Source organism: Polynucleobacter nymphae, from assembly GCF_018882155.1.
GTDB classification, from domain to species: domain Bacteria; phylum Pseudomonadota; class Gammaproteobacteria; order Burkholderiales; family Burkholderiaceae; genus Polynucleobacter; species Polynucleobacter nymphae.
The window spans coordinates 1,567,237-1,590,676 of sequence record NZ_JACVPA010000001.1 but is presented as its reverse complement, the minus strand read 5'-3'; the positions used below and the strand labels follow the sequence as shown (position 1 = coordinate 1,590,676).

At 45.9% G+C, this 23,440-nt stretch carries 16 protein-coding genes; 9 read left to right on the top strand and 7 right to left on the bottom strand.

What is annotated here, in order from left to right; translation table 11 throughout:
* The first annotated feature begins 17 nt into the window (after positions 1–17).
* The gene (gene panB, locus ICN29_RS08210) at positions 18–833 is read left to right on the top strand and encodes a 3-methyl-2-oxobutanoate hydroxymethyltransferase (protein ID WP_216131638.1); all 816 of its coding nucleotides are present in this window, start codon (positions 18–20) and stop codon (positions 831–833) included.
* 7 nt (positions 834–840) lie between these two features.
* Here the strand turns inward: panB and dnaJ are convergent, their stop codons facing one another.
* From dnaJ to hrcA, 5 genes are all read right to left on the bottom strand, one after another.
* Positions 841–1,965 (bottom strand): molecular chaperone DnaJ, encoded by a 1,125-nt coding sequence (gene dnaJ, locus ICN29_RS08205; protein ID WP_216131635.1) that lies wholly within the window; start codon positions 1,963–1,965, stop codon positions 841–843.
* Between the two features lie 113 nt (positions 1,966–2,078).
* Positions 2,079–4,013, bottom strand: coding sequence for a molecular chaperone DnaK (gene dnaK, locus ICN29_RS08200; protein ID WP_216131632.1), 1,935 nt, complete (start codon positions 4,011–4,013; stop codon positions 2,079–2,081).
* A 163-nt stretch (positions 4,014–4,176) separates the two neighbouring features.
* Positions 4,177–4,749, bottom strand: a complete 573-nt coding sequence (gene grpE / locus ICN29_RS08195) for a nucleotide exchange factor GrpE (RefSeq protein WP_369411658.1) — start codon at positions 4,747–4,749, stop codon at positions 4,177–4,179.
* Positions 4,750–4,816: 67 nt separating this feature from the next.
* On the bottom strand, positions 4,817–5,911 hold the full coding sequence (gene hemH, locus ICN29_RS08190) for a ferrochelatase (protein WP_216131626.1): 1,095 nt from the start codon (positions 5,909–5,911) through the stop codon (positions 4,817–4,819).
* 27 nt (positions 5,912–5,938) lie between these two features.
* Positions 5,939–6,949, bottom strand: a complete 1,011-nt coding sequence (gene hrcA, locus ICN29_RS08185) for a heat-inducible transcriptional repressor HrcA (protein WP_216131624.1) — start codon at positions 6,947–6,949, stop codon at positions 5,939–5,941.
* A 37-nt stretch (positions 6,950–6,986) separates the two neighbouring features.
* On the opposite strand from hrcA, the gene ICN29_RS08180 reads away from it, so the two are divergent.
* Both ICN29_RS08180 and recN read left to right on the top strand, forming a co-directional pair.
* Positions 6,987–7,892, top strand: coding sequence for an NAD kinase (locus tag ICN29_RS08180; protein WP_216131622.1), 906 nt, complete (start codon positions 6,987–6,989; stop codon positions 7,890–7,892).
* Between the two features lie 26 nt (positions 7,893–7,918).
* Complete coding sequence (gene recN / locus ICN29_RS08175; RefSeq protein WP_216131620.1) at positions 7,919–9,589, top strand: DNA repair protein RecN; 1,671 nt, start codon at positions 7,919–7,921, stop codon at positions 9,587–9,589.
* 3 nt (positions 9,590–9,592) lie between these two features.
* On the opposite strand, the gene glnE is transcribed toward recN, so the two are convergent.
* Complete coding sequence (gene glnE / locus ICN29_RS08170; RefSeq protein WP_216131617.1) at positions 9,593–12,412, bottom strand: bifunctional [glutamate--ammonia ligase]-adenylyl-L-tyrosine phosphorylase/[glutamate--ammonia-ligase] adenylyltransferase; 2,820 nt, start codon at positions 12,410–12,412, stop codon at positions 9,593–9,595.
* Between the two features lie 78 nt (positions 12,413–12,490).
* On the opposite strand from glnE, the gene ICN29_RS08165 reads away from it, so the two are divergent.
* The 4 genes from ICN29_RS08165 to ICN29_RS08150 are packed head-to-tail and all read left to right on the top strand — an operon-like array spanning position 12,491 to position 20,141.
* A complete protein-coding gene (locus ICN29_RS08165; protein ID WP_216131613.1) occupies positions 12,491–16,645 on the top strand; it encodes a YhdP family protein in 4,155 nt (1,384 codons plus the stop codon).
* Positions 16,642–17,475, top strand: coding sequence for a carbon-nitrogen hydrolase family protein (locus ICN29_RS08160; RefSeq protein WP_216131611.1), 834 nt, complete (start codon positions 16,642–16,644; stop codon positions 17,473–17,475). Before ICN29_RS08165 ends, ICN29_RS08160 begins: the two co-directional genes overlap by 4 nt.
* A 20-nt stretch (positions 17,476–17,495) precedes the next feature.
* A complete protein-coding gene (gene tldD, locus ICN29_RS08155; RefSeq protein WP_255538112.1) occupies positions 17,496–18,986 on the top strand; it encodes a metalloprotease TldD in 1,491 nt (496 codons plus the stop codon).
* A gap of 30 nt (positions 18,987–19,016) precedes the next feature.
* A complete protein-coding gene (locus tag ICN29_RS08150; protein ID WP_216131608.1) occupies positions 19,017–20,141 on the top strand; it encodes a 3-deoxy-7-phosphoheptulonate synthase in 1,125 nt (374 codons plus the stop codon).
* Between the two features lie 51 nt (positions 20,142–20,192).
* Here ICN29_RS08150 and ICN29_RS08145 read toward each other — a convergent pair whose 3' ends face one another.
* Positions 20,193–20,762: a cob(I)yrinic acid a,c-diamide adenosyltransferase gene (locus ICN29_RS08145; RefSeq protein ID WP_216131605.1), complete on the bottom strand. Its 570-nt coding sequence runs from the start codon at positions 20,760–20,762 to the stop codon at positions 20,193–20,195.
* 42 nt (positions 20,763–20,804) lie between these two features.
* Here ICN29_RS08145 and ICN29_RS08140 point away from each other — a divergent pair, with 42 nt between their 5' ends.
* Together ICN29_RS08140 and glcE are read left to right on the top strand one after the other, a co-directional pair.
* Positions 20,805–22,295, top strand: a complete 1,491-nt coding sequence (locus ICN29_RS08140; RefSeq protein WP_216132164.1) for an FAD-linked oxidase C-terminal domain-containing protein — start codon at positions 20,805–20,807, stop codon at positions 22,293–22,295.
* Positions 22,295–23,437, top strand: coding sequence for a glycolate oxidase subunit GlcE (gene glcE / locus ICN29_RS08135; protein ID WP_216131602.1), 1,143 nt, complete (start codon positions 22,295–22,297; stop codon positions 23,435–23,437). The genes ICN29_RS08140 and glcE overlap by 1 nt, the downstream gene beginning before the upstream one ends.
* The last annotated feature ends 3 nt before the right edge of the window (positions 23,438–23,440 follow it).

The window sequence follows — 23,440 nt, the reverse complement described above, 5'->3', positions numbered from 1 at the left end:
TTCATTAAACTCTCGCCATGGGTTACTTACAAGGCGATAAGCCAATCACTATTACTAAACTCCTCGCTATGCATGCCGAGCGAGAGAAAATTACTATGCTCACCGCATATGACTCGACCATGTCGGCGTTGTTAAATCGCTGTGGCATCGAAGTCATTTTGATTGGCGACTCATTAGGCAATGTGATTCAAGGTCACTCGAGTACGACGCCGGTTACCATCGAGCAAATGGTTTATCACACTGAATGCGTAACCCGCGCTAATACACATGCATTTTTGATAGCGGATCTTCCATTTGCAAGTTATGGCGATCCAGTGCAAGCGCTAGATTCAGCAGCAGCACTGATGCGTGCTGGCGCTGACATGGTCAAGCTTGAAGGCGGAGATTGGCAAGTAGACATCATTCAATATCTAGTTGAACGCAGCGTTCCTGTTTGCGCACACCTTGGCCTGCTCCCACAATCAGTTCATCTTTTGGGCGGCTACAAGGTGCAAGGTAAATCTAAAGATGCTGCAAGTCATATGCTTGAACAAGCGCTTGCTTGCCAGGCAGTTGGCGCACAAATGGTAGTACTGGAAGCGATTCCTTCTTCACTCGGAGAAAAAATTACTGCTGAACTCCATATTCCAACTATCGGAATCGGTGCAGGACCAGATTGCTCTGGTCAGGTATTAGTTCTTCAAGATATGCTGGGTATCAGCCCAGGTAAGCCACCCAAGTTTGTTAAAGACTTTATGGATGGTCACCACTCGATTGAGGCTGCCATTAAATCCTATGTTCGCGAAGTGAAATCTGGAAAGTTTCCTGGACTAGAGCACGGTTTTGCCGGCTAGTTCATTTTTAACTAAAAAAGCTCTTCACCCCATCAAACCAGCCCTTTTGCTGTGGGCTGTGTTTATCACCACCGGATTTCAGATTCTCATCAAACTGCGTAAGTAATTTTTTCTGCTCATCAGTCAGTTTCACCGGTGTTTCAAGCAGGACATGAACAAAAAGATCGCCTACCAATGCAGAGCGCAATCCTTTAATACCTTTATTACGCAAACGGAAAGTTTTACCAGTCTGCGTGCCCTCTGGAATCGGAAACTCAACGCGACCCGATAAAGTTGGGACTTCGATTTGACCGCCAATGGTTGCTGTTGCAAATGAGATAGGCATTTGTACATGCAAGTCGCTACCATCACGCTCAAATACTGGATGTGGCTTAACACGAACTTCTACGTAGAGATCGCCAGAAGGTCCGCCATTCAGACCGGGCTCGCCATTACCGACTGAACGCACGCGCATACCATCATCAATACCCGCTGGAATTTTGATTTCCAGAGTTTTTTGTTCTTTATGTTTACCGCTACCGTGGCAAGTTTTACAAGGCTTCGGAATGTACTCACCTGTGCCGCGGCACTTAGGGCAAGTCTGTTGCATAGAGAAGAAACCTTGTTGCACACGCACTTGGCCATGCCCATCACAGGTAGAACATTTTTCCGCTTTACTACCAGGTTCTGCGCCCGTGCCATGACAAGGCTTGCAATTATTCCAGCTCGGCACGCGAATTTGAGTTGTGTAACCCTCCGCTGCTTGCTCGAGACTGATATCCATGTTGTAGCGAAGGTCAGCGCCTTTATAGACTTGCGGACCAGAATGGCGGCCGCCACCCTGACCGAAGATATCGCCAAAGATATCGCCAAAGGCATCACCGAATCCGCCGCCACCGAATCCGCCACCGCCCATTGAAGGGTCAACACCAGCATGACCATATTGATCATAGGCTGCCCGCTTATTAGGATCAGTGAGTGTTTCGTAGGCTTCTTTGGCCTCTTTAAATTGGGCCTCAGCTGTTTTGCTATCAGGATTGCGATCGGGGTGATGCTTCATTGCCATCTTGCGATAGGCTTTTTTAAGCTCTTCATCGCTTGCACCTTTTGCTACCCCAAGCACTTCATAAAAATCGCGTTTACCTTTAGCCACAACCAATTCCTCTCAACTACCTGAATGACACAAGTCGGCGCGAGGCCGACTTGTTATTTAAGCACTTCATAAATACATTAATGAATGCGTCTTTTAAATATTAAACGACTTAGTTACTTCTTGTCATCCACCTCTTTAAAGTCAGCATCGACTACATCAGGATCTGGAGCAGCTTGTTGCGCGCCCCCAGGGGCTGCACCAGGAGCGGCACCACCAGCTTTTGCTTGCTCAGCCGCCGCCACCTTCTCGCCAAGCTTTTGACTGGCTTTACCTAAAGCTTCAGTCTTTGCTTCAATAACAGCTTTATCACTACCCTTGATTGCTTCATCTAACTCTTTAAGGGCTGCTTCAATCGTTTCTTTCTCTGAAGCTTCTAAGCTGCCGCCATGCTCTTCCAAGGCTTTCTTGGTGGAGTGAGCCAAAGCATCGGCAGTATTACGAGCCGTTACCAACTCAAGCACTTTCTTATCTTCAGCCGCATTCGCCTCGGCATCTTTGACCATGCGCACAATCTCTTCTTCGGTTAAACCAGAGTTTGCCTTGATAGTGATCTTATTCTCTTTACCAGTGGTCTTGTCTTTTGCAGTGACATGCAAAATACCATTGGCATCGATATCAAAGGTCACCTCAATTTGTGGCATGCCACGCTGTGCAGGTGCAATACCCTCAAGATTAAATTCACCGAGCAATTTATTAGCTACAGCCATCTCGCGCTCACCTTGGAAACACTTGATAGTTACCGCAGGCTGGTTATCTTCTGCAGTCGAATAAACCTGGGAATGCTTGGTTGGAATCGTCGTATTCTTCGGAATCATCTTAGTCATTACGCCACCAAGAGTTTCGATACCCAATGACAATGGGGTAACGTCTAAGAGTAATACGTCTTTACGGTCACCAGACAATACTGATCCTTGAATCGCAGCACCAACAGCAACTGCTTCATCAGGGTTGACGTCTTTGCGTGGCTCCTTGCCAAAGATTTCTTTTACTTTGTCCTGAACCGCAGGCATGCGGGTTTGACCGCCAACCAAAATGACATCATCAATATCGGAAGTGCTCACACCAGCATCTTTAATCGCTGTCAAGCAAGGACCGGCCGTACGGTTGATTAACTCCTCTACCAAAGATTCTAATTTGGCGCGGGTGAGTTTCAAATTCAAATGCTTAGGGCCACTAGCGTCAGCCGTCACATAAGGTAAGTTGATTTCTGTTTGTTGTGCGGATGACAATTCGATCTTGGCTTTTTCAGCAGCATCTTTTAAGCGCTGTAATGCCAATACGTCTTTGCTCAAATCTACACCTTGTTCCTTTTTGAACTCAGCAATGATCCAGTCAATGATGCGTTGGTCGAAGTCTTCACCACCCAAGAAAGTATCGCCGTTGGTAGAGAGCACTTCAAATTGCTTCTCACCGTCAACGTTAGCAATTTCAATGATGGATACATCAAAGGTGCCACCACCTAAGTCATAGACAGCAATCTTGCGATCCACTTTGTCTTGTTTGTCTAAGCCAAATGCCAATGCTGCAGCAGTAGGCTCATTAATGATGCGCTTGACATCTAAACCAGCAATACGACCGGCATCTTTAGTTGCTTGACGTTGGCTATCGTTAAAGTAAGCAGGCACAGTAATCACTGCTTCTGTTACCTCTTCGCCAAGATAGTCTTCAGCAGTCTTTTTCATCTTGCGCAAAATTTCAGCGGACACTTGTTGTGGCGCCATTTTCTTATCGCGTGCTTCAACCCAAGCATCACCGTTCTCTGCTTGGATGATTGAATAAGGCATGAGGCCGATGTCTTTTTGCACTTCAGCATCAGTGAACTTACGACCCATTAAACGCTTGACAGCGTAAATAGTGTTCTTTGGGTTGGTGACTGACTGACGCTTAGCGGGTGCGCCAACTAATACTTCGCCATCTTCAAGATAGGCGATGATGGATGGAGTTGTACGCCCACCTTCTGCATTCTCGACAACTTTAGGTGCATTGTTTTCAACGACTGAAACGCACGAGTTAGTGGTTCCTAAGTCGATTCCGATAATCTTTCCCATAATTGCTCCAAAAAATTAAGTTACTTTGTTGTGCTTCTAATGTAAATATTCCAATACCCAGTAAATGGGGCCTAAAAAGGCAAATTCAAGGGCTGGAATAGCAAAAAAGGCAGAAATCTGCCTTTTTGATGCTTTTATGAGGGTTTAAGCCCTAATTTTTAGTTTATTTGGGGGCGCTTACTGTGACTAAAGCAGGCCTGAGTACCCGGTCAGCCACGGTATAACCCCGTTGCAATACAGAAACCACGGTATTGGCCTCTTGCTCAGATGGAACAGAAGCAATTGCCTGATGATGGTGTGGATCAAACTTATCCCCTACCGCAGGATTAATTTCAGTCATGCGGCCTTTATCAAAAGCAGACAGGAGCTGCTTTAGCGTAATTTCTAGACCCTCTTTAAAAGCCTTAGCATCGCCAGTCTCTGTACTCAAAGCTGCGTACAGACTATCAGTCACCGGCACTAAATGTTCAGCAAAACTCTCAATTGCAAACTTATGTGCCTTAGCAATATCCTCAACGGCACGGCGACGAATATTTTCACCTTCAGCTTTGGCGCGCAAGAAGCTATCTTCCAGCTCACCAATTTTTTGATTAAGTTCTGCAATCTCTTGCTCTGGCGTCTTAACAGCGGCTTCTTCAGGTACTGCTTCAGCCGGAGTCTGTGCCGAGGAGTTTTCTTGCTCTGGATTTGGAGGTTGATTTTCTGGTGTCATGGACGCTGATTCACTTTTCTGTATTTTGTTCTACCTAATGTTGCTTTATCTAAAGCTAGTGCTTTTTAATATTGGGACATTCTATTCAATTTCAAGTCTTTGCTTTGTCAGCCAAGTCCGCTCTTTTTGCACGCTGAGTCAAAACATCCGCGGATTCGACTCCCAAGGTCCAGCCTAACAAGTGCTGATAAGCTATGTCACGCAGGGCATCGATCCATTTTGGATTACTGTTTAAGCAAGGAATATAGCGATAGTCCTTGCCGCCGTGATCTAAGAATATTTCTTTTGCTTCCATCCCAATTTCTTCCAAAGTCTCCAAACAGTCTGCCGGAAATCCTGGGCAAAAAACATCGACTCGAGAGCAACCTTCTTTTGCTAGCTTCTCAATAGTTGGTGCGGTATACGGCTTCAACCATTCAGCTTTACCAAATCGAGACTGAAAAGTAACAATGTACTGCCCTGGCTCTAAACCTAAAGCCTCTCCGAGTAAGCGCCCTGTTTTCAAGCACTCACAGTGATAAGGATCACCCTGCATCAAATTGCGCTTAGGTAAGCCATGAAAAGACATGACGAAGCGATCACCTCTTGCAAAATCCGGATTACCATCCCTGTCCCAGGCACTTAGTACCTGATCACGAAGCGCTGCAATATACGCTGGGTTGTCGTGATAGTGTTTGACTAAGCGGAGCTCGGGTTGATTTCTCCAAGTACCTAGTACTCGAAAAACTTCATCAAAGCTCGATGCAGTAGTGGTCGCCGAGTATTGGGGATATAAAGGTAACAGGAGCAATCGCTCCATCCCTTGCTCCTTCAAGCTCTCCAAGACTTCCTGGGTAGAAGGTTTGCCATAGCGCATCGCCAGATCAACTAAAACAATGTGCCCCTCATTCGCAAATTTATCAGCCAGCTCTTTTGCTTGTAACCGAGAGTAATGCATCAGGGGCGAACCCAGTTGTGGCATCCAAATGGATGCATATTTTTTTGCTGAAGTATTGCTACGAATCGGCAAAATAATGACATTCAAAATAAATCGCCAGATAAAGCGCGGTATTTCTACGACGCGAGGATCAGAGAGAAATTCTTTTAAATACGCTCTCACCGCTTTTGAAGTTGGCGCAGATGGTGTACCTAAGTTCAACAGTAGGACTGCCGTCTTAGTAGCACGTAGGTGTGGGTTTTGATTCAAAATAATCTATCTCTAATGAATATCATTTTAGGAGCTCAGCGCACCTGATAATAGCTTGGAGGTGATATCCACAATAGGAATGACCCGGTCATAAGCCATACGGGTTGGGCCAATTACCCCCAAAGTACCGACGATCTGGCCGTCTACGCTATATGGCGCACTAATCACTGCCAAGTCTTCGTAGGGTAATAAGTCGCTTTCGCCACCAATAAAGATTTGAATGCCGTCGGCATGACTCGATACATCAAGCAATTGCATCAATACCGATTTTTGCTCCAGCATGTCAAACATCTTGCGTAGCTTATCCAGGTTAGAGCTCAAATCACCAACATTCAATAAGCGCCGCTCACCAGATAGCACCATGTCGCCTTGACTCATATCGTATTCAGCAACACCACTTTGTAGGGCCAAAGTCATTAAGCCAGAAATATCTGCTCTTAAATTATCCAAGTCGGCTTTAAGATGCAGGCGCACTTGATCAAAACTTTTTCCAGCAAACTGTGCATTGATGTAATTGCCAGCCTCAATTAATTGACTGGGAGTGTAATCCTGAGTCGTTGGCAAAATTCGATTTTGCACATCTCCCTCTGGGGTCACCATAATCAATAAGATCTTGCCTTCGCCTAAGCGTAAAAACTCAATATGCTTAAAAACTTGGGCTCGCTTTGGAGTCATTACAACCCCAGCAAAATGACTTAAGTTCGACAAGATTTGAGCGGCAGAACTCAAAACCCGTTGAGGAGAGTCTGGCAAGAGCCCTCTTTCCAGTTCACGGGTAGCAATTTCCTCAAGGGGGCGAACCGTGACCATGGTGTCTACAAATAAGCGATAGCCTCTTGGAGTCGGAATTCGGCCTGCGGAAGTATGGGGGCTGGTGACTAGGCCCATATCTTCTAGATCTGCCATCACATTGCGAATAGTGGCCGCCGAAAGGTCTAAACCCGAGAATCTAGATAGCGTACGAGAGCCAATAGGCTGGCCCTCCTCGATATAACGCTCGATGAGGGTTTTTAGTAAAGCGCGGGAACGTTCATCCATGGTGGAAGGGATTTTATGCCTATGGTTTAATCGTTATATGTTAAGCCCATCCCCCAATTCCTCCAAGAAGGCATTTAGCCGGGTGGCGCTCGTCGGCAAATTTCAGGCTGACGGCATTGAAGAGCGCCTCAAAGACCTCGCCAAACTAGTCTTAGGCCTGGGTTGTGAGGTTTTTATTGAGTCTGCTACTGCCGCTCATCTTGGTATGAACGGCTACCCTATTAAATCCCCCCAAGACTTTGCGGGAGCTATTGACCTGGTGGTTGTCTTGGGTGGCGATGGAACCATGCTGGGCATTGGACGTCAATTAGCAGGCAGCAATGTCCCGCTCGTAGGAATCAATATGGGTCGTCTTGGCTACATGACGGATATTCCCATTCAGTCGGTAAAAGATACTTTACCCAAAATTATCGCTGGCGAATATGAAGCCGACACCCGGACATTACTTGATGCGGTCGTCATTCGTAACGGCAAAACAATTAATCGCGCGTTAGCACTGAATGATGTTGTCGTGAATCGCTCTGGTATTTCTGGAATGGTAGAACTAGCTGTGCACGTCAACGGTTCTTTCATGTACAACCAACGTTCTGACGGCTTGATTATTTCCACGCCGACTGGCTCAACCGCATACGCATTATCTGCCGGTGGCCCTATTTTGCATCCCCACGTTGCAGGTATTTTGCTAGTACCAATTGCCCCCCACTCGCTTTCTAATCGGCCGATTGTCTTGCCGCAAGACAGTATCACAGTGATTGAGGTAATCAATGGACTTGGGGTGATCGTCAATTTTGATATGCAATCGCAAACTAACTTACAGGGCGGCGACAAGATTGAAGTACGTCAATCCGATAAAACAATCGCCCTTTTACACCCTAGCAATCACAGCGACTACAAAACTTTGCGTGAGAAATTGCATTGGAATGAATACCCATCGACATTCTGATGTCGAGTTATTTGCTACGCTAATACATGCTTCAAACTATCTCACTTCGTGATTTCGTCATTGTCGATCAGCTTGAGCTGGACTTTTCTGCTGGCTTTACTGTCCTGACCGGTGAAACTGGTGCTGGCAAATCCATTCTTCTAGATGCTCTTAGTCTAGTTTTAGGGGAGCGTGCTGATAGCAGCCAAATTCGAGAGGGTAGCAGCCGAGCAGAAATCTCCGCTCTCTTTCGAATTGATCCAGAACTGGTTCAATCTTTTGGCAAATGGCTGGATGATCAGGGCTTTCCCATTGAGGATAATGGCCAAAGTCTCTTACTCAAAAGAACTGTAGAAAGCGGCGGTAGAAGTCGTGCTTTTATTAATGGCAGCGTTGCTACTTTGGCGCAACTGCGTGAGGCAGGTGATCAACTGGTTGATATTCATGGACAACATGCGCACCAACTATTACTGAAGGGCGGTGCCCAACGTGAACTGCTAGATCGTCATGCTGGCTTATTGCCCCTTGCTACTGAGGTAGCACAAGCCTTTAAAACTCTGAACGATTCACGTCGTCGCTTAGAGCAAGCAGAAAATGCAGGGCAGGATATTGAGCGTGAGCGTGAGCGCTTAGAGTGGCAACTTGAGGAGCTTAATGAGTTATCACCTCAAGAAAATGAATGGGTAAGCATTCAAGTTGAGCATGCGCGGCTTGCCAATGGCGCTAAAATTATTGGTGGCTGCCAAGAGGCTATTGAAGTCTTAAGTGATGCCGATAACTCGATTGAATCGAGCCTCACCAAGGTGTGCAGCACTATCGGCGCATTGGCAGAGCACGATCCATCTCTTAGCGATATTAGTGAAGCCCTTGAATCTGCACAAATTCAATTAGATGAAGCAATTCATAGCCTCAATCGATATTTGCAAAAAGTAGATCTTGACCCAGCACGACTAGCCCAAGTTGAAGAGCGTATGCAAGCACTACATAGCGCGGCTCGAAAATATCGCACTGAGGCAGATGCACTACCAGCACTTCTTCTCGAAACTGCTGAGCGCTTAGATGCCCTAGCAGCATCACAAAATATTGAGGCCTTACGCGAAAAAGTGAAGCAAGAAGAAGCTGCTTATCTCAAGCTTGCAAAACAGCTATCGCAAAAACGGGGTGGCGCTGCATCCGAACTGGGGAAATTAGTAACTGATGCAATGCAGGATCTCTCAATGGTAGGCGGCAAAATAGAAATTGCCCTGACACCGCTTAGTGAGGGCGGCTCGCATGGCTTAGAGCAAGTTGAATTTTTGGTTGCAGGGCACGCTGGTAGCACCCCGCGCTCCTTAGCTAAAGTTGCCTCTGGTGGCGAGCTTGCTCGTATCAGCCTAGCAATTAGCGTGATTACCAGCAAAGCTTCATTCACCCCTACTTTAATATTTGACGAAGTCGATGCAGGCATTGGTGGCGCTGTTGCAGAAACGGTTGGCAAGCTATTACACCAATTAGGACAATCTCATCAAATCTTGTGTGTGACGCATTTACCTCAAGTTGCAGCACAGGGAAATCACCACCTTAAAGTCAGCAAATCACAGAGTGGCGATAAAACTATTTCACAAGTCCAGCCTTTAGCTAGAGCGGAACGCGTTGAAGAAGTAGCGCGTATGTTGGGTGGTGCAACAATCACTGATACCACCCGTCGCCATGCGCGCGAGTTGCTTGAGCAAAGCTAAAACTTACTCATTATCAGAAGGCGCTTGAAAGATTTCTAGCCAGAGTGCCACAACAGCAGCTCTAGCAGCACTTAATTCAGGCTCATTTGCAAGATTAATGCGTGTTTTCTCGGCCCCATCCAAACGTAAGCGATGTTGACGCGATCTCAAGAGACGATAGGCATCGCCAACGGAGCTAGCAATTTTTTGGTCGATCAAACTCGCTTCTCCAGCAATGCGAAGCAAGGCAATATTGCCCAGATTACCAACTAGTTGTGGGTATTGATGCGAGTAAGCTAAGACTAAGAACTGCACAATAAATTCAATATCCACCATACCGCCAGAGTCATGTTTTAAATCAAACTCGACACTGGCATTAGGATGGCCAGCATGAACTTTGCGGCGCATCTCCAAAATTTCAGTACGAAGCTGAGCAATCTTGCGTTGCTGGCTTAATACTTCCGAACGCACAAGGTCAAACTCTGCACCAACGGCTGGATTACCAGCAGAAAAACGCGCCCTAGTTAAAGCTTGATGCTCCCAGACCCAGGCAGTGTTATCTCCCTCACGCATTTGATACTTTTTAAAAGCCTCAGCATTGGTCACTAAAAACCCAGCTGTTCCATTAGGGCGAAGCCGGGTATCAATTTCAAACAAACTACCAGTAGATGTAAATGACGTTAACCAGTTAATCATGCGTTTAGCTAAAAGCGCATAAATTTCTTGGGCGGCATAGTCAGACTCTTCTGATTGATACAAAAATACCAAATCCAGATCAGAAGCGTACCCAAGCTCTTTACCCCCCAACTTCCCATAAGAAATCATTGCAAATGGTGCAAGCAAATCTTTGGGTAAGCCAAACTTCTGAGCTACACCTGGCCATACACGTTCAAAAGTAGTCTGCAATATCAGATCTGCCAGAGCAGATAAATGGTCGCTCACCTTTTCAACAGCGAGAGGCTTATCAACACCAATCCCAAGATCCGCCAAAAGCGTAATAAATGTCTCGTTGTGGTGGGTCACACGCAAAATATCCATGGCCTGCTCTGAATCATCACCATCGGTCATGACATCATCTAGACGCATATTCAAATTGGCTCTTACTTCTCGCCAATATTCTTCGGGTTGCTCGATTAAAGCCTTCTCAGTCCCTGAATGGAGCAAGTGATCCAATAAATGTGGGTGTCGTGTAAGGTACTGTGCGCCCCATTGAGAAGCTTTTAGCAAATCCAGCACATTCAAAAGCGCTCTTGGATATTCGGCCAAAATCGACAGGTAAGCACTACGTCTTGCAATTGCTTCGAGCAAATCAAAAAAACGGAGTAAGGTTTGATCGGCATGCGCTTGATCGCTACCAGCAAGCTGCAAACTTTCTGCAGCTTTACGCATCAAATTATCAAAGATGAGTCGACTTTTCTCGGGTAATTGTCTTTGCTTTGGGCCATCAACCCATCCACTCCAACGCACAAGAGTTTGCGGGAAATATTGCTCATCTGGCTCCCAACTTAAATCGAGAGGGGCGAGCTCTAACCGGGAGGCGTCGTCTAACAAGAAAGCTTTCTCAAAAAGACGAGCAACATTATTTTGGTGAAGATCCAACTTGGCCATAAAAGATTTGCTGTCATGGTCGAGATCTCTCCCCGCCATTGACATCGCCAAGCGCGAGCGAACTAACTCATCATCTGGCAGGTAGTGGGTTTGTTGGTCATCCCAAACTTGGATACGATGCTCTAGGCGTCTTAAAAAGACATAGGCTGCTTTTAAGGCCTCTACTTCTTCTGCAGGTAAGATGCCTTGCTGACTAATCAGACTGAGAACCTCTAAAGTAGGGCAGACCCTAAAGCGAGGGTCAGTACCGCCACGCATTAACTGAAACATTTGCGCCAGAAATTCAATCTCTCGAATACCGCCGCGGCCTAACTTAATGTCGCGTGAACGTCCCTGATGCCCAGCTGATCTTTTATCAGCCTCATGTTGAATCTGCGCATGCAAATCTCGGATAGAGGCAATCACGCCATAATCCAAATGCCGTCGATATACAAACGGACGAATCAGCTGCTCCAACTCCTTTGCGCAGTAAACATACTCTAGAGATCCTGGCGCTGGCGCGATCAAGCGGCCTTTAATCCAGGCATAGCGCTCCCACTCTCTGCCTTGCACTAAAAGATATTCTTCAAGCATGTCTAAGCTACATACTAGTGGTCCAGAATCCCCATTAGGACGTAAACGCATATCTACCCGAAAAACAAAACCATTTTCATCGTGCTCAGATAAAAGCTTGATTAAACGTTTGCCCATGCGAGAAAACCATTCGTGGTTTGAAAGACTTTTGGGTCCGCCCTCGGTCTCACCTTCATGCTCATATAAGAAAATCAAATCGATATCAGATGAGAGGTTCAATTCAAGACCGCCCAATTTACCCATCCCTACAACCATTAGCGGCATCTCGGCATTATTTGGCTTGCTCCACGGAAGTCCAAACCGACTTTTTAAATCTTCATGGATAAAGGCAATAGAGTCTGTCACGGCCAACTGCGCGAAATGACTCAAGGCATGAGTGACTTCATCTAAGCTCGCCATTCCATTTAGATCCCGAAAGGCTATCCAAATCATTAAGCGCTGTCTGGCCAGCCGTAAATTAGCCATAAATTGCGCTTCATCTAGCACTGCCCCCTGCTGAGTAAGCCCACAGGGTTTCAATAAATCTTGGATACCCTGAAGATCAACCTTTTGCTGTCTGCAAGTCTTTAGCCAGTCAAGCCATTCGGGGTGAGCATTCAGCCAACGCTGCGCATACGTGGAATGCCGCTCTAGAAACGCAATTTGCCGAGAAAAATCATCCATTCCACCATCTTAATCCGTACCCTGAACTTCATGGCAGAAGCTTGGCGACTGGCCAAAGGCTGACGGATAATAGAGGGCATGCTGCAAAATATCATCCCGCCTCGCCTCAAGAGTTTGCTTGCTAAACGTCCTCAAGATTCTGGCGGACCTTGGCGCAAACGCATCCTCATTCTTTGCGGCTTTGTTTTGGCACTATTTGTGATTGGTCACTTTGGCATTCGCTTCATTATTTGGCCCCAAATCGAGAAATCTAAAGCCTCAGTAGAAAGACTGATTAGTGCCCGCCTTGGGGTAGATGTCGTCATGGACGATTTAAGAGTCTCTTGGACTGGCATCAGACCCGATTTTGAAATCGATGGTCTACGCTTCAACAGCCCTGACAAATCACAAGCACTACTGCAGATTAAAAAAATTCGGGGCGAACTCAGTTGGAATTCTTTCTATCACTTAGCACCCTATTTTCACGAGCTCTCCTTTGAAAACGCTGAAATTTATTCCCAGCGCGATAACAAAGGCATCATCAGCATCGCTGGAATGCCGATTCATGGAAAGTCAAATGGTCATGAATTTGAGAATTGGCTCATGTCTCAAGATAAGATTGCTGTTAGTAATCTCAAGTTATTTTGGGTAGATAAGCTAGATAAAAAACTAAGCACCTCTATTCAGATTCAAAATCTGGAGTTAAGTAACGGAATTCGTAGCCACCAGGCGATGTTATCAGCAACAACGCCATGGACCAATGGCTCCTTAGGAATCAAGGCTGACTTTGTCCACCACCTTGGTGGACAAGCTGGTAATTGGCGCAACTGGATTGGGAGCGTCTCTTGGGATGTAGCCGATCTCAAGCTCGATCAAATTACAAAAGAGTTTTCTCTTCCACTAAACAACCTCGAAGGAAAGCTCAGCTCTAAAGGAAAATTAAAAATTGATAACGGTCAGCCTGATGGCGGGGAAGTATATATAGCCGCAGATAATCTCATCGTACAGCTAGAAAAAAATGAAGATGCTATTGCTTTAGGTAGAGTAGAGACCAATCTCGTCCAAGAAAATGATAGCGGTTTGATTTCCGTTACCACTAAGACATTTGCTTGGCGAGACATGGAGAGCTCAAAAACTGCGCCATTAGAAAATTTAAGCCCAATGACTTTTAGCTGGAGACCGCCTGAGGCAGATGGCGAGATTAAAGAGTTTGGATTTTCTTCTCCCAAAATTCTGGTCGAAGATGTTGCCCTATTCGCGTTAAATTTACCCTTATCTAAAAAAGTACACCAATGGATTAAAGCTTCTCAAGCAGATGGTGAGTTACAAGATCTTGATATCCGCTGGTCTGAGAGTAAATCTCCTTTATCGGCCCTAAATATTCCTGGCGCTTGGTTTAAATCCAACAAGCTAGATTTCTCCGTTAGCGCTAAGCTGGTAAACCTGAGCTTTGTTGGCATTAATAAATCTATGCCATCCGCCTCAAATCTCTCCGGATCTATTGCTAGCGATCAAAATCAGGGAAGCTTCTCGATTAACTCTGAGGATTTAGAGTTAGAAGTTAATAATTTATTAGCCGACCCTAAAATTAAATTAGATCGGGCAATTGGGCAGGTGACCTGGTCGAAGAAAAAGGGTAATTGGGTCATTAATGCAAACCAGCTTGCTTTAAGCAACCCAGAAATAGATACAACCCTAAATCTTAATTACGTCATCGGTGACCCTAAAAAACCGGATCAGATGACCTTAGATATGGATTTTTCAAGGGCCAACTTAGCCACCGCATACCGCTACTTACCTATTGGAATTGGAAAGGATGTACAGCTGTACCTGAGTAAAGCATTTTCAGCAGGCACAATACAAAAGGGCAGCCTTCATATCAAGGGCGACCCTAATGGCGTCCCCTTCTCCAATAGCGCCCAGGGAGAGTTCACTTTAAACCTACCAATCATAGGAGCTACCTTCAGCCCCGTTCCATTATTGCCAAGCAGTCAAGGAGTATGGTCTGCGTTTAGTAAAGCTAACGGCATACTTGCAATGCAAAACTCCCAGCTTATGGTTGACGTTTCTCGGGCTAATTACAAAGATGTTGTACTCAATCAATTTCATGCGGAAATTCCAAATATCAGTGCAAAAAAATTGATTTTGTCGGTAAGCGGCAGTGCGCAGGGCAATGCGCCGCAAATGCTGGAATATTTATTTGCCTCTCCATTTGCCAAAAAACAAAGTAGGTTAGAAAAGAATTTACGAGTAAGCGGACCGATTGATCTTGATCTAGGATTAAAGGTGCCCCTATCTAACAATGACGACGTCAATGTTGATATCAAGGTAGCATTAACTGGGAATAAAGCGCAGTGGTCTAACTTACCTCCACTTGAAAATCTGAATGGCAAAATTCGGATCACCGAAATCAATCCCGAATTTGAGGACGTCTCCGCCAACTTCTTGGGTGGCTCCTTAAAAATAAGCAGCACTCCATCAGTACCAGGAAAACAAAACTTTAATATTGCGGGCGATCTGACTGCAAGCTTTATTAAGGACTACCTGGTCAAGACGATGAAGACCGAGTCCACCTCGATTCTTCAGGCAATGAGTGGCTCTACAAAATACGAAGGTACCTTGAGCTTTAATAAAACGGGTAGCGAGACCAATCTCAAATTTGATTTGCGTGACTGGGCAAGCGCTGCACCAGAGCCCGCAAAGAAGTTGATAGGCATGCCCATGACGGGTCAAATTACCCTTAAAACCATATCTAACAATCAATCTGGGGCAAATCGCCTTAGCTGGAATGGCAAGCTTGGCGACATCTACACAGTTCAAGGAGATTTAAATAGTGAGGGTGAATTCCGCTATGCCTTAGGGATAGGTGCGCCAGCCAACCTGTCTCAAGCTGGGTTCCAACTCAATCTAGCGAGTAATGAACTTAATTTAGATGATTGGTTGGATTTTTTCAAAAAGCAAAAACAGAAAAATGATGCTGTACAAGTAGATGAGGATAGCGAAAATAATATTTATGTGACTGCAACTGTTAAGCAACTCACATTATTTGACCGTACCTGGCAAGATATGAACCTATCTATAAGCAATAAAAATATCGACTGGCGGATGCGCATCAACTCACCCCTCATTGCCGGACAAATTCAGTACCAAGCACCCAACACAACACATGCTAGTGGCTTGATCAGCGGTCATTTAAATCGCCTCAAAGTTCCAGACGAAGCCCCCATTTCTAACGTTGCTAAGAACCCTCCCACCGAAACTACCAAATCCGTAGAAAAAAATAGTGTTGGCAAAAGTAAACTCTCACCTAATGCCATTCCTAGTTTTGACTTAACTATCGATGATTTCAATTGGTCCAAAGCTTATCTTGGCCAAACCAAGTTCAAAACGAAGACCAGCAATAATTTACTCACTATTGAATCTATTCAGTTCAATAATCCGCAAGGCAGCTCAATTACCTCTGGTCAATGGATTGGCGCTACCGCAAATCAGCAAGAGCATAGCAATATCAACATCGACTTGGACGTCAAAGATGCCGGTCTCATCATTGCTAACTGGAGCTCACAAAAATCAGTTGAAGGTGGTCAAGGCAAAATAACAGCGAATGCGGAGTGGGATGGCTCTCCCTTCAGCCCAAAATATGAAACCCTGACTGGTAAGGTTAATTTAACTCTTGAAAAGGGCCGCTTGCTAGAAGTGAATACTAGCGACGCTCAAATTTTAGATGTACTGAGTCTTCAAAGTCTATTCAGGTTTGCCACATTTGATCTTCAAGGCAGCCTTGGCAATATTGTTAGCAAGGGTACGCCTTTCAATACCATTAATGCCAGCTTTGACATTAATAATGGCCTTGCCCAAACTAAGCAATTCACTATGGGATTAGACCAGGCTAGAGTCGCTATGACAGGACAAATCAATGTCCCAAAACAAACTCAAGACCTACGTGTCACCATCTTCCCAACTATTGACGCTACTGCTGGTTCCTTGGCTGCATTTGCAATTAACCCGATTGTTGGATTAGGCGCATTAGTTGGGCAGTACCTTATTACTAATCAAATTAATCGAAATCTACAATCCGACTATTTGGTACAAGGCTCCTGGGATAAGCCAGAGGTTATCCCGCTGGATCAAAAGGGTCAGCCGATTGATGCTAAAAATTTAAATACGATACGAAGTAAAGATTTACTAAAAGAACAAACTAAACCTGGTACTAACGGTGCACCAACACCAAAACCTCAAACGCAGACCTTATGAGCACATCAGCAAACTCCACAGAATTGAAGATCGCTGCGATTCAAATGGTGTCTAGTGCATCACTACAAGAGAACCTAACAACGGCTAAGAGGCTTATCCAAGCGGCAGCTCAGGATGGCGCGCAGCTTGCTGTTTTACCAGAGTACTTTTGCATCATGGGGCTTAAAGACACAGATAAAGTTCGTGCCAAAGAAAAATTAGGTAGCGGTCCGATTCAAGAAGAACTTGCAGCGATTGCTAAAGACAGTGATATTTATTTAATTGCGGGAACTATCCCTCTTGAAGCAAAAGATCCCAATAAAGTATTGAATACAACTCTAGTCTTTAATCCAGATGGGCAGAGAGTTGGGCGTTACGACAAGATTCATTTGTTTGGCTTTCAAACGAACACAGAGCGTTACCAAGAATCTGAAACCATTGAGGCTGGTGACGAGCCTAGTATTGTCAAGATCAGTATGCATGGCACTGAATGGACCTTTGGCCTGAGCATTTGCTATGACTTACGTTTTCCAGAACTCTATCGCGCCCTAGGGCAAGTAGATTGTCATATCATTCCTGCTGCGTTCACTTACACAACTGGTAAAGATCACTGGGAAATTCTGTTGCGGGCTCGCGCTATTGAAAACCAGTGTTACGTCTTAGCTTCAGCGCAAGGCGGCATACACCAAAACCAAAGACGCACTTGGGGCAACACCATGCTGATAGACCCATGGGGAGACATCCTAGCCACTCTTCCTGAGGGTGAGGGGTTTATTTCCGGGGTATTAAGCAAAGATAAATTAAACGAGGTACGCTCTAAGCTTCCTGCGCTGGCACACCGTAAGCTTTAAAGAGAGATCTGCACAATCAAATGAATGCACCTGAAGCACTATTTCCAGTCAACTGGACCAAAGCCAAAACGCAGGCAGACCTTCTTAAACTAGCTAAGTCTATTCTGCTTGAACCAACTGGACTCTCAGAGCAAGATCTTCATAAGACATTTGGCAGCATGTTTACTCATCGTCTAGATGATGCTGATCTGTACTTTCAACATACTCGTAGTGAAAGTTGGAGCCTTGAAGAAGGAATTGTGAAGTCTGGCAGTTTCAATATTGATCAAGGCGTAGGGGTGCGAGCTATTTATGGCGATAAAACTGCCTTTGCCTACTCAGACGAAATTAATCTAGAGGCACTAAGTAAAGCTGCCAAAGCGACTCGCGTTATTGGCCCACAAGGTGGCAAGCAGGCGGTTGCTAGCAAACTATTTAATCCAATATCTAATAAGCTGTACTCCGATATCAATCCTTTGGACTCATTAAGTCCCAAAGAAAAAATTGCCCTCTTAGAAAGTATTGAGCGTCGTGCAAAAGCACGTGATCCCCGCATCATCCAGGTAATGGCGAGTCTTGCTGGTGAGTTTGATGTTGTTCTAGTTATCCGTGCAGATGGCTTACTAGCTGCAGATATAAGGCCACTAGTCCGGGTTTCAGTCCATGTCATTGCAGAGCAAAATGGTCGTCGTGAATCTGGATCTTCGGGCGGCGGCGCAAGACATGACTATCATTATTTTGATACTGCTCTGATCAATCAATATGCTGACGAAGCAGTTGATGGCGCTTTAGTCAATCTAGAATCGCGTCCTGCGCCTGCAGGCCCTATGACGGTTGTGATGGGGCCAGGCTGGCCTGGCGTTCTCTTGCATGAGGCTGTGGGTCATGGTTTGGAAGGTGATTTCAATCGTAAAGGCTCTTCCGCTTTTGCTGGTCGTATTGGGCAACGTGTAGCTGCTAAGGGCGTCACTGTTGTCGATGACGGCACTCTCTCTGGTCGCAGAGGATCCCTCAATATTGACGACGAAGGCACTCCTACTCAATGCACCACTTTGATTGAAGATGGAATTTTGAAGGGTTATATTCAGGACAGCTTGAATGCACGACTCATGAAAATGCCTCTAACAGGTAATGGTCGCCGCGAAAGTTTTGCATCACTACCAATGCCCCGCATGACGAATACTTATATGCTCGCGGGCAAGGATGATCCCCAAGAAATTGTGGCTAGTATCAAACGCGGTCTATATGCAGTGAATTTTGGTGGTGGTCAAGTCGACATTACTAGCGGCAAATTTGTGTTCTCAGCATCGGAGGCCTACTGGGTTGAAAACGGCAAAATTCAATACCCAGTCAAAGGTGCCACTATTATTGGCAGCGGCCCAGAGTCCCTAAAACAGGTCTCCATGATTGGCAACGACCTTAAATTAGACGGCGGGATTGGGGTTTGCGGCAAGGAAGGACAAAGCGTTCCGGTTGGGGTTGGGCAGCCCACTTTGCGTATCGACAGCCTCACTGTTGGTGGGACTGCCTGATATTACTGAATTACGGCTTAAAATAACCTTATGAGCCAACAAAATACTAATCCCGCTAATTGGTACTCTGCCGTTGATAAGACGTCAGATACTGACGATCAACGCATTGACAAGATTACTGTCCTGGCTCCGCCAGAGCATTTAATTCGCTTCTTTCCGATCTCCGGAACGCCAACTGAAGCATTGATCAGCAAAACCCGCAAGAAGATTCGCGACATTATTCATGGAAAAGATGATCGCTTACTTGTCATCATTGGGCCATGCTCGATTCATGATCCACGCGCTGCACTGGAATACTGTCAACGTCTTTTAGTTGAGCGTAAGCGCTTTGCTGGCGAATTAGAAATTGTGATGCGTGTTTATTTTGAAAAGCCTCGCACCACTGTCGGTTGGAAAGGTCTGATTAACGACCCCTATCTAGATGAGAGCTATCGTATTGAAGAGGGCTTGCGTCTTGCACGTCAAGTCCTGATGGAAATTAATCGTCTTGGCATGCCAGCGGGTAGCGAGTTCCTTGATGTCATCTCTCCACAATATATTGCTGACCTGATCTCTTGGGGCGCAATTGGTGCTCGCACAACTGAAAGTCAAGTTCATCGCGAACTCGCTTCCGGTTTGTCTGCACCTATTGGATTTAAGAATGGCACCGATGGCAACATCAAAATTGCGACTGATGCTATTCAGGCGGCGGGTCGTCCACACCACTTCTTATCTGTTCATAAGAACGGTCAAGTATCGGTTGTGGAAACTAAAGGCAATAAAGACTGTCACGTCATTTTGCGCGGTGGCAAAGAGCCTAACTACGAAGCGTCACATGTACAAGCAGCATGCACTGAGCTAGCAGCAGCAAAGCTTCCAGCCAGTTTGATGGTTGACTTATCGCATGCTAATTCAAGTAAAAAACATGAGCGTCAAATCGTTGTAGCAGATGATATTGCTAAGCAAATTGAGTCTGGTTCACAGCAGATTTTTGGTGTAATGGTGGAGAGCCATCTCAACGATGGCGCACAGAAATTTACGCCTGGCAAAGATGATCCAAGTAAACTGGAATACGGTAAGAGTATTACTGACGCCTGCATTAATTGGGATGATTCAGTGAAAGTGCTGGAGCGTTTAGCTAGTGCGGTAAAGAAACGCAGAAGTAAGAACAAATAATCAACGAATTAAATACCGGTAGTAATTAACGCAATACCAAAAGAGGCTAATTTATTTAGTCTCTTTTTTTTCATGTTTCCAAAGTACATCGGCCCCACCAGCGGCACGGTTCAAAATACGTGAGAGCACAAATAGTAAATCGGATAAACGATTGACATACTGACGAGGAGAATCATACAAAGGCTCCGCCCAACCTAAGCGCACAATTGAACGCTCTGCTCTTCTGCAAACTGTGCGACATACGTGAGCCTGTGCGGCAGCGCGTGTACCACCAGGTAGAATAAATTCGGTTAAAGGAGGCAATTGTTGGTTGTACTTCTCCAGCCATACATCTAACCTAGCTACGTGGTCTGGCTTTAGGAGCTTGTAATTAGGAATGCAGAGCTCACCACCCAAATCAAATAAATCATGCTGTACCTGCAAGAAAAGCTCTATCACCTCAGGCGCAATAGCCTCTGGGATGTCCTCAGTCATCAAAACACCGATTTGGGAGTTCAGCTCATCTACATCGCCCATGGCGCAAATCCGCAAATGATCCTTCTCAACGCGACTTCCGTCACCCAAGCCAGTCATGCCTTCATCACCCGTTCTAGTGGCGATTTTTGATAGTCGATTTCCCATGAGCTTAATTATAAGTAAATGGCTAAAATGATTCCTATGAATATGGTGAGCCCACCCCCCGATCTAGCCGCTATCACTGCACTTCAGTCAAAACTGGTTTCGGCTTTGCGTCCAATCCTCCCTGAGCATGCCTTGCTGTGGGAGCCTGAGGATACGATTCCCTATGAATGCGATGGTTTGGCTGCATATAAGCGTATGCCGCTGGCAGTTGCCCTCCCAGAAACGGAAGAGCAGGTCACTCAAATTCTCAAAGTCTGCTTTGAGATGCAAATTCCTGTGGTTCCACGCGGATCTGGCACCGGCCTATCTGGAGGAGCAATGCCAATCTCCCAAGGTTTAGTGCTCTCCCTTGCAAAGCTCAAGAAAATTCTCAGTATTGACCCATTTACCCGAACAGCAGTGGTGCAACCTGGAGTCCGCAACCTAGCGATCTCCGAAGCAGTTTCTCATTTGGGTCTCTACTACGCTCCAGATCCCTCATCTCAAATTGCCTGCTCTATTGGCGGCAACGTGAATGAAAACTCGGGTGGTGTGCACTGTCTTAAATACGGCCTCACTCTGCACAATGTTCTGCGCGTGCGCGGGATCTTGATGAATGGCGAGATTGTTGAATTTGGTAGTCTCGCTCCAGATGCACCAGGCTTAGATTTATTGGCCATTGTGATGGGTAGCGAAGGCATGCTCGCAGTGGTCACCGAAGTTACCGTGAAGCTAGTTGCCAAACCAAGACTAGCACGCGTCATCATGGCGAGTTTTGATGATATTGAAAAAGGTGGAAATGCTGTTGCGGCCATCATCGCTGCTGGCATCATTCCTGCTGGTTTAGAGATGATGGATCAGGCGACTACAAGAGCTGTGGAAGAGTTTGTAAATGCAGGATATGACTTAGAGGCCGTAGCTATTTTGCTTTGCGAATCCGACGGGACTCCAGAAGAGGTTGCTGAAGAAATTGAACGCATGACAAAAGTATTAGAGCAATCTGGTGCGAGTGGCATTCAGATCTCTAAAGATGAAACGGAACGCTTGAAGTTTTGGAGTGGCCGTAAAAATGCCTTCCCAGCAGCAGGAAGAATCGCTGCTGATTACTACTGCATGGATGGCACCATTCCACGTAGACATATTGCCACCCTACTTAAGCGTATTCAGGTTATGGAAAAAAAATATGGCTTAGGTTGCTTGAATGTTTTCCATGCAGGCGATGGCAATATGCATCCTCTGATTATGTTTAATGGTGCCGACCAAGATGAGTGGCATCGCGCTGAAGAGTTTGGCACTGAGATTCTAGAAGCTTGTGTTGAGCTTGGCGGAACGATTACTGGCGAGCATGGTGTTGGCATTGAAAAAATTAATTCCATGTGTGTGCAGTTTGGCGAAGGTGAACTTGAATCCTTCTGGGGGGTGAAAAGTGCCTTTGATCCAGAGAAATTACTTAACCCAGATAAAGCCATCCCAACACTCAGTCGCTGTGCAGAGTATGGTCGTATGCGCATTAGCGGCGGTCAATTACCCCACCCAGAGTTAGAGCGCTTCTAATGAATGCTACCGATCCCATCATTGAGGAATTTCGCGAACAAGTTCTGCACGCAGCAAAAAACAAAACGCCGCTCTCTATTGAGGGCGGCGGCACAAAGTCTTGGTATGGCAACAGCAACACACTTGCTAAGCTAAATACTCGAACTTATTCCGGCATTCTGGAATATCAGCCAGAAGAATTGGTAATTACCGCTTGTGCTGGAACCCCGCTGAAAGAAATTGAAGTAGCTCTGAAAGACAAAAATCAAGTACTCGCATTCGAGCCGCCACACTTTGGTCAGTATGCTACTTTTGGCGGCGCCATTGCAGCTGGATTAGCTGGTCCAGGTCGTATTAGCGTGGGTAACTTCCGAGATTTTGTTTTAGGTGCGCGCGTTATGGATGGCAAGGGTCGAGATCTCTCTTTTGGCGGCCAAGTCATGAAGAACGTAGCCGGCTATGACGTATCTCGCTTAATGCCGGGCTCAATGGGTACCCTAGCACTCTTACTAGAAGCATCTGTGAAGGTATTACCAAAACCAGCAGCCACAGCAACATTGCGTTGCCAGATCTCTCAAGAAAAAGCCTTGAGGATCTTAAATGAATGGGCTGGCCAACCACTGCCACTATCGGCCAGTTGCTGGATTGGCAATGCAAGCGGAGATGGTCAGTTAACTATTCGTTTGGCAGGCGCGGCGGCGGCAATCAAAGCGGCGATCCCTTTCATGAGCTCACTAGTTAATGCAAGCGAAGTAGAGCCTCAATCTGCCGAAGTATTTTGGAGTGATTTACGCGAGCATCAGTTGTCATCACTTGAAAATATCGCTGCTGATCAAACTCTTTATCGCTTAGCCCTCCCGGCAGCATGTGGACCCCTCACCATCCCTGGCGCAAGTAGTGAAATAGTTTTGGAATGGCACGGTCAACAGCGCTGGATTAAAGCCGCCGGCGACGAGGCGACATTTACTCTAATCAAGCAACTTGCAACTAGCCATGGTGGACATGCAACTCGATTTAAGCAAGGGATGAATGTCAATCCCGCATTCCAACGCTTTACATTACTGAGTGAACAAGTCCACTCTAAGGCCCTTGAAGCAGTTCAAGAACGCCTCAGATCTGCATTTGATCCAGCCGGTGTATTCGCTACTAAACGTCTCCCGTAAGCC

Excerpts from the sequence above, each read along its gene's own strand:
- panB (WP_216131638.1), top strand. The coding sequence starts at position 18 with ATGGGTTACTTACAAGGCGATAAGCCAATCACTATTACTAAACTCCTC.
- dnaK (WP_216131632.1), bottom strand. The coding sequence starts at position 4,013 with ATGGGAAAGATTATCGGAATCGACTTAGGAACCACTAACTCGTGCGTT.
- hrcA (WP_216131624.1), bottom strand. The coding sequence starts at position 6,949 with ATGGATGAACGTTCCCGCGCTTTACTAAAAACCCTCATCGAGCGTTAT.
- ICN29_RS08180 (WP_216131622.1), top strand. The coding sequence starts at position 6,987 with ATGTTAAGCCCATCCCCCAATTCCTCCAAGAAGGCATTTAGCCGGGTG.
- recN (WP_216131620.1), top strand. The coding sequence starts at position 7,919 with ATGCTTCAAACTATCTCACTTCGTGATTTCGTCATTGTCGATCAGCTT.
- glnE (WP_216131617.1), bottom strand. The coding sequence starts at position 12,412 with ATGGATGATTTTTCTCGGCAAATTGCGTTTCTAGAGCGGCATTCCACG.
- ICN29_RS08165 (WP_216131613.1), top strand. The coding sequence starts at position 12,491 with ATGCTGCAAAATATCATCCCGCCTCGCCTCAAGAGTTTGCTTGCTAAA.
- ICN29_RS08160 (WP_216131611.1), top strand. The coding sequence starts at position 16,642 with ATGAGCACATCAGCAAACTCCACAGAATTGAAGATCGCTGCGATTCAA.
- tldD (WP_255538112.1), top strand. The coding sequence starts at position 17,496 with ATGAATGCACCTGAAGCACTATTTCCAGTCAACTGGACCAAAGCCAAA.
- ICN29_RS08150 (WP_216131608.1), top strand. The coding sequence starts at position 19,017 with ATGAGCCAACAAAATACTAATCCCGCTAATTGGTACTCTGCCGTTGAT.
- ICN29_RS08145 (WP_216131605.1), bottom strand. The coding sequence starts at position 20,762 with ATGGGAAATCGACTATCAAAAATCGCCACTAGAACGGGTGATGAAGGC.
- ICN29_RS08140 (WP_216132164.1), top strand. The coding sequence starts at position 20,805 with ATGGTGAGCCCACCCCCCGATCTAGCCGCTATCACTGCACTTCAGTCA.
- glcE (WP_216131602.1), top strand. The coding sequence starts at position 22,295 with ATGAATGCTACCGATCCCATCATTGAGGAATTTCGCGAACAAGTTCTG.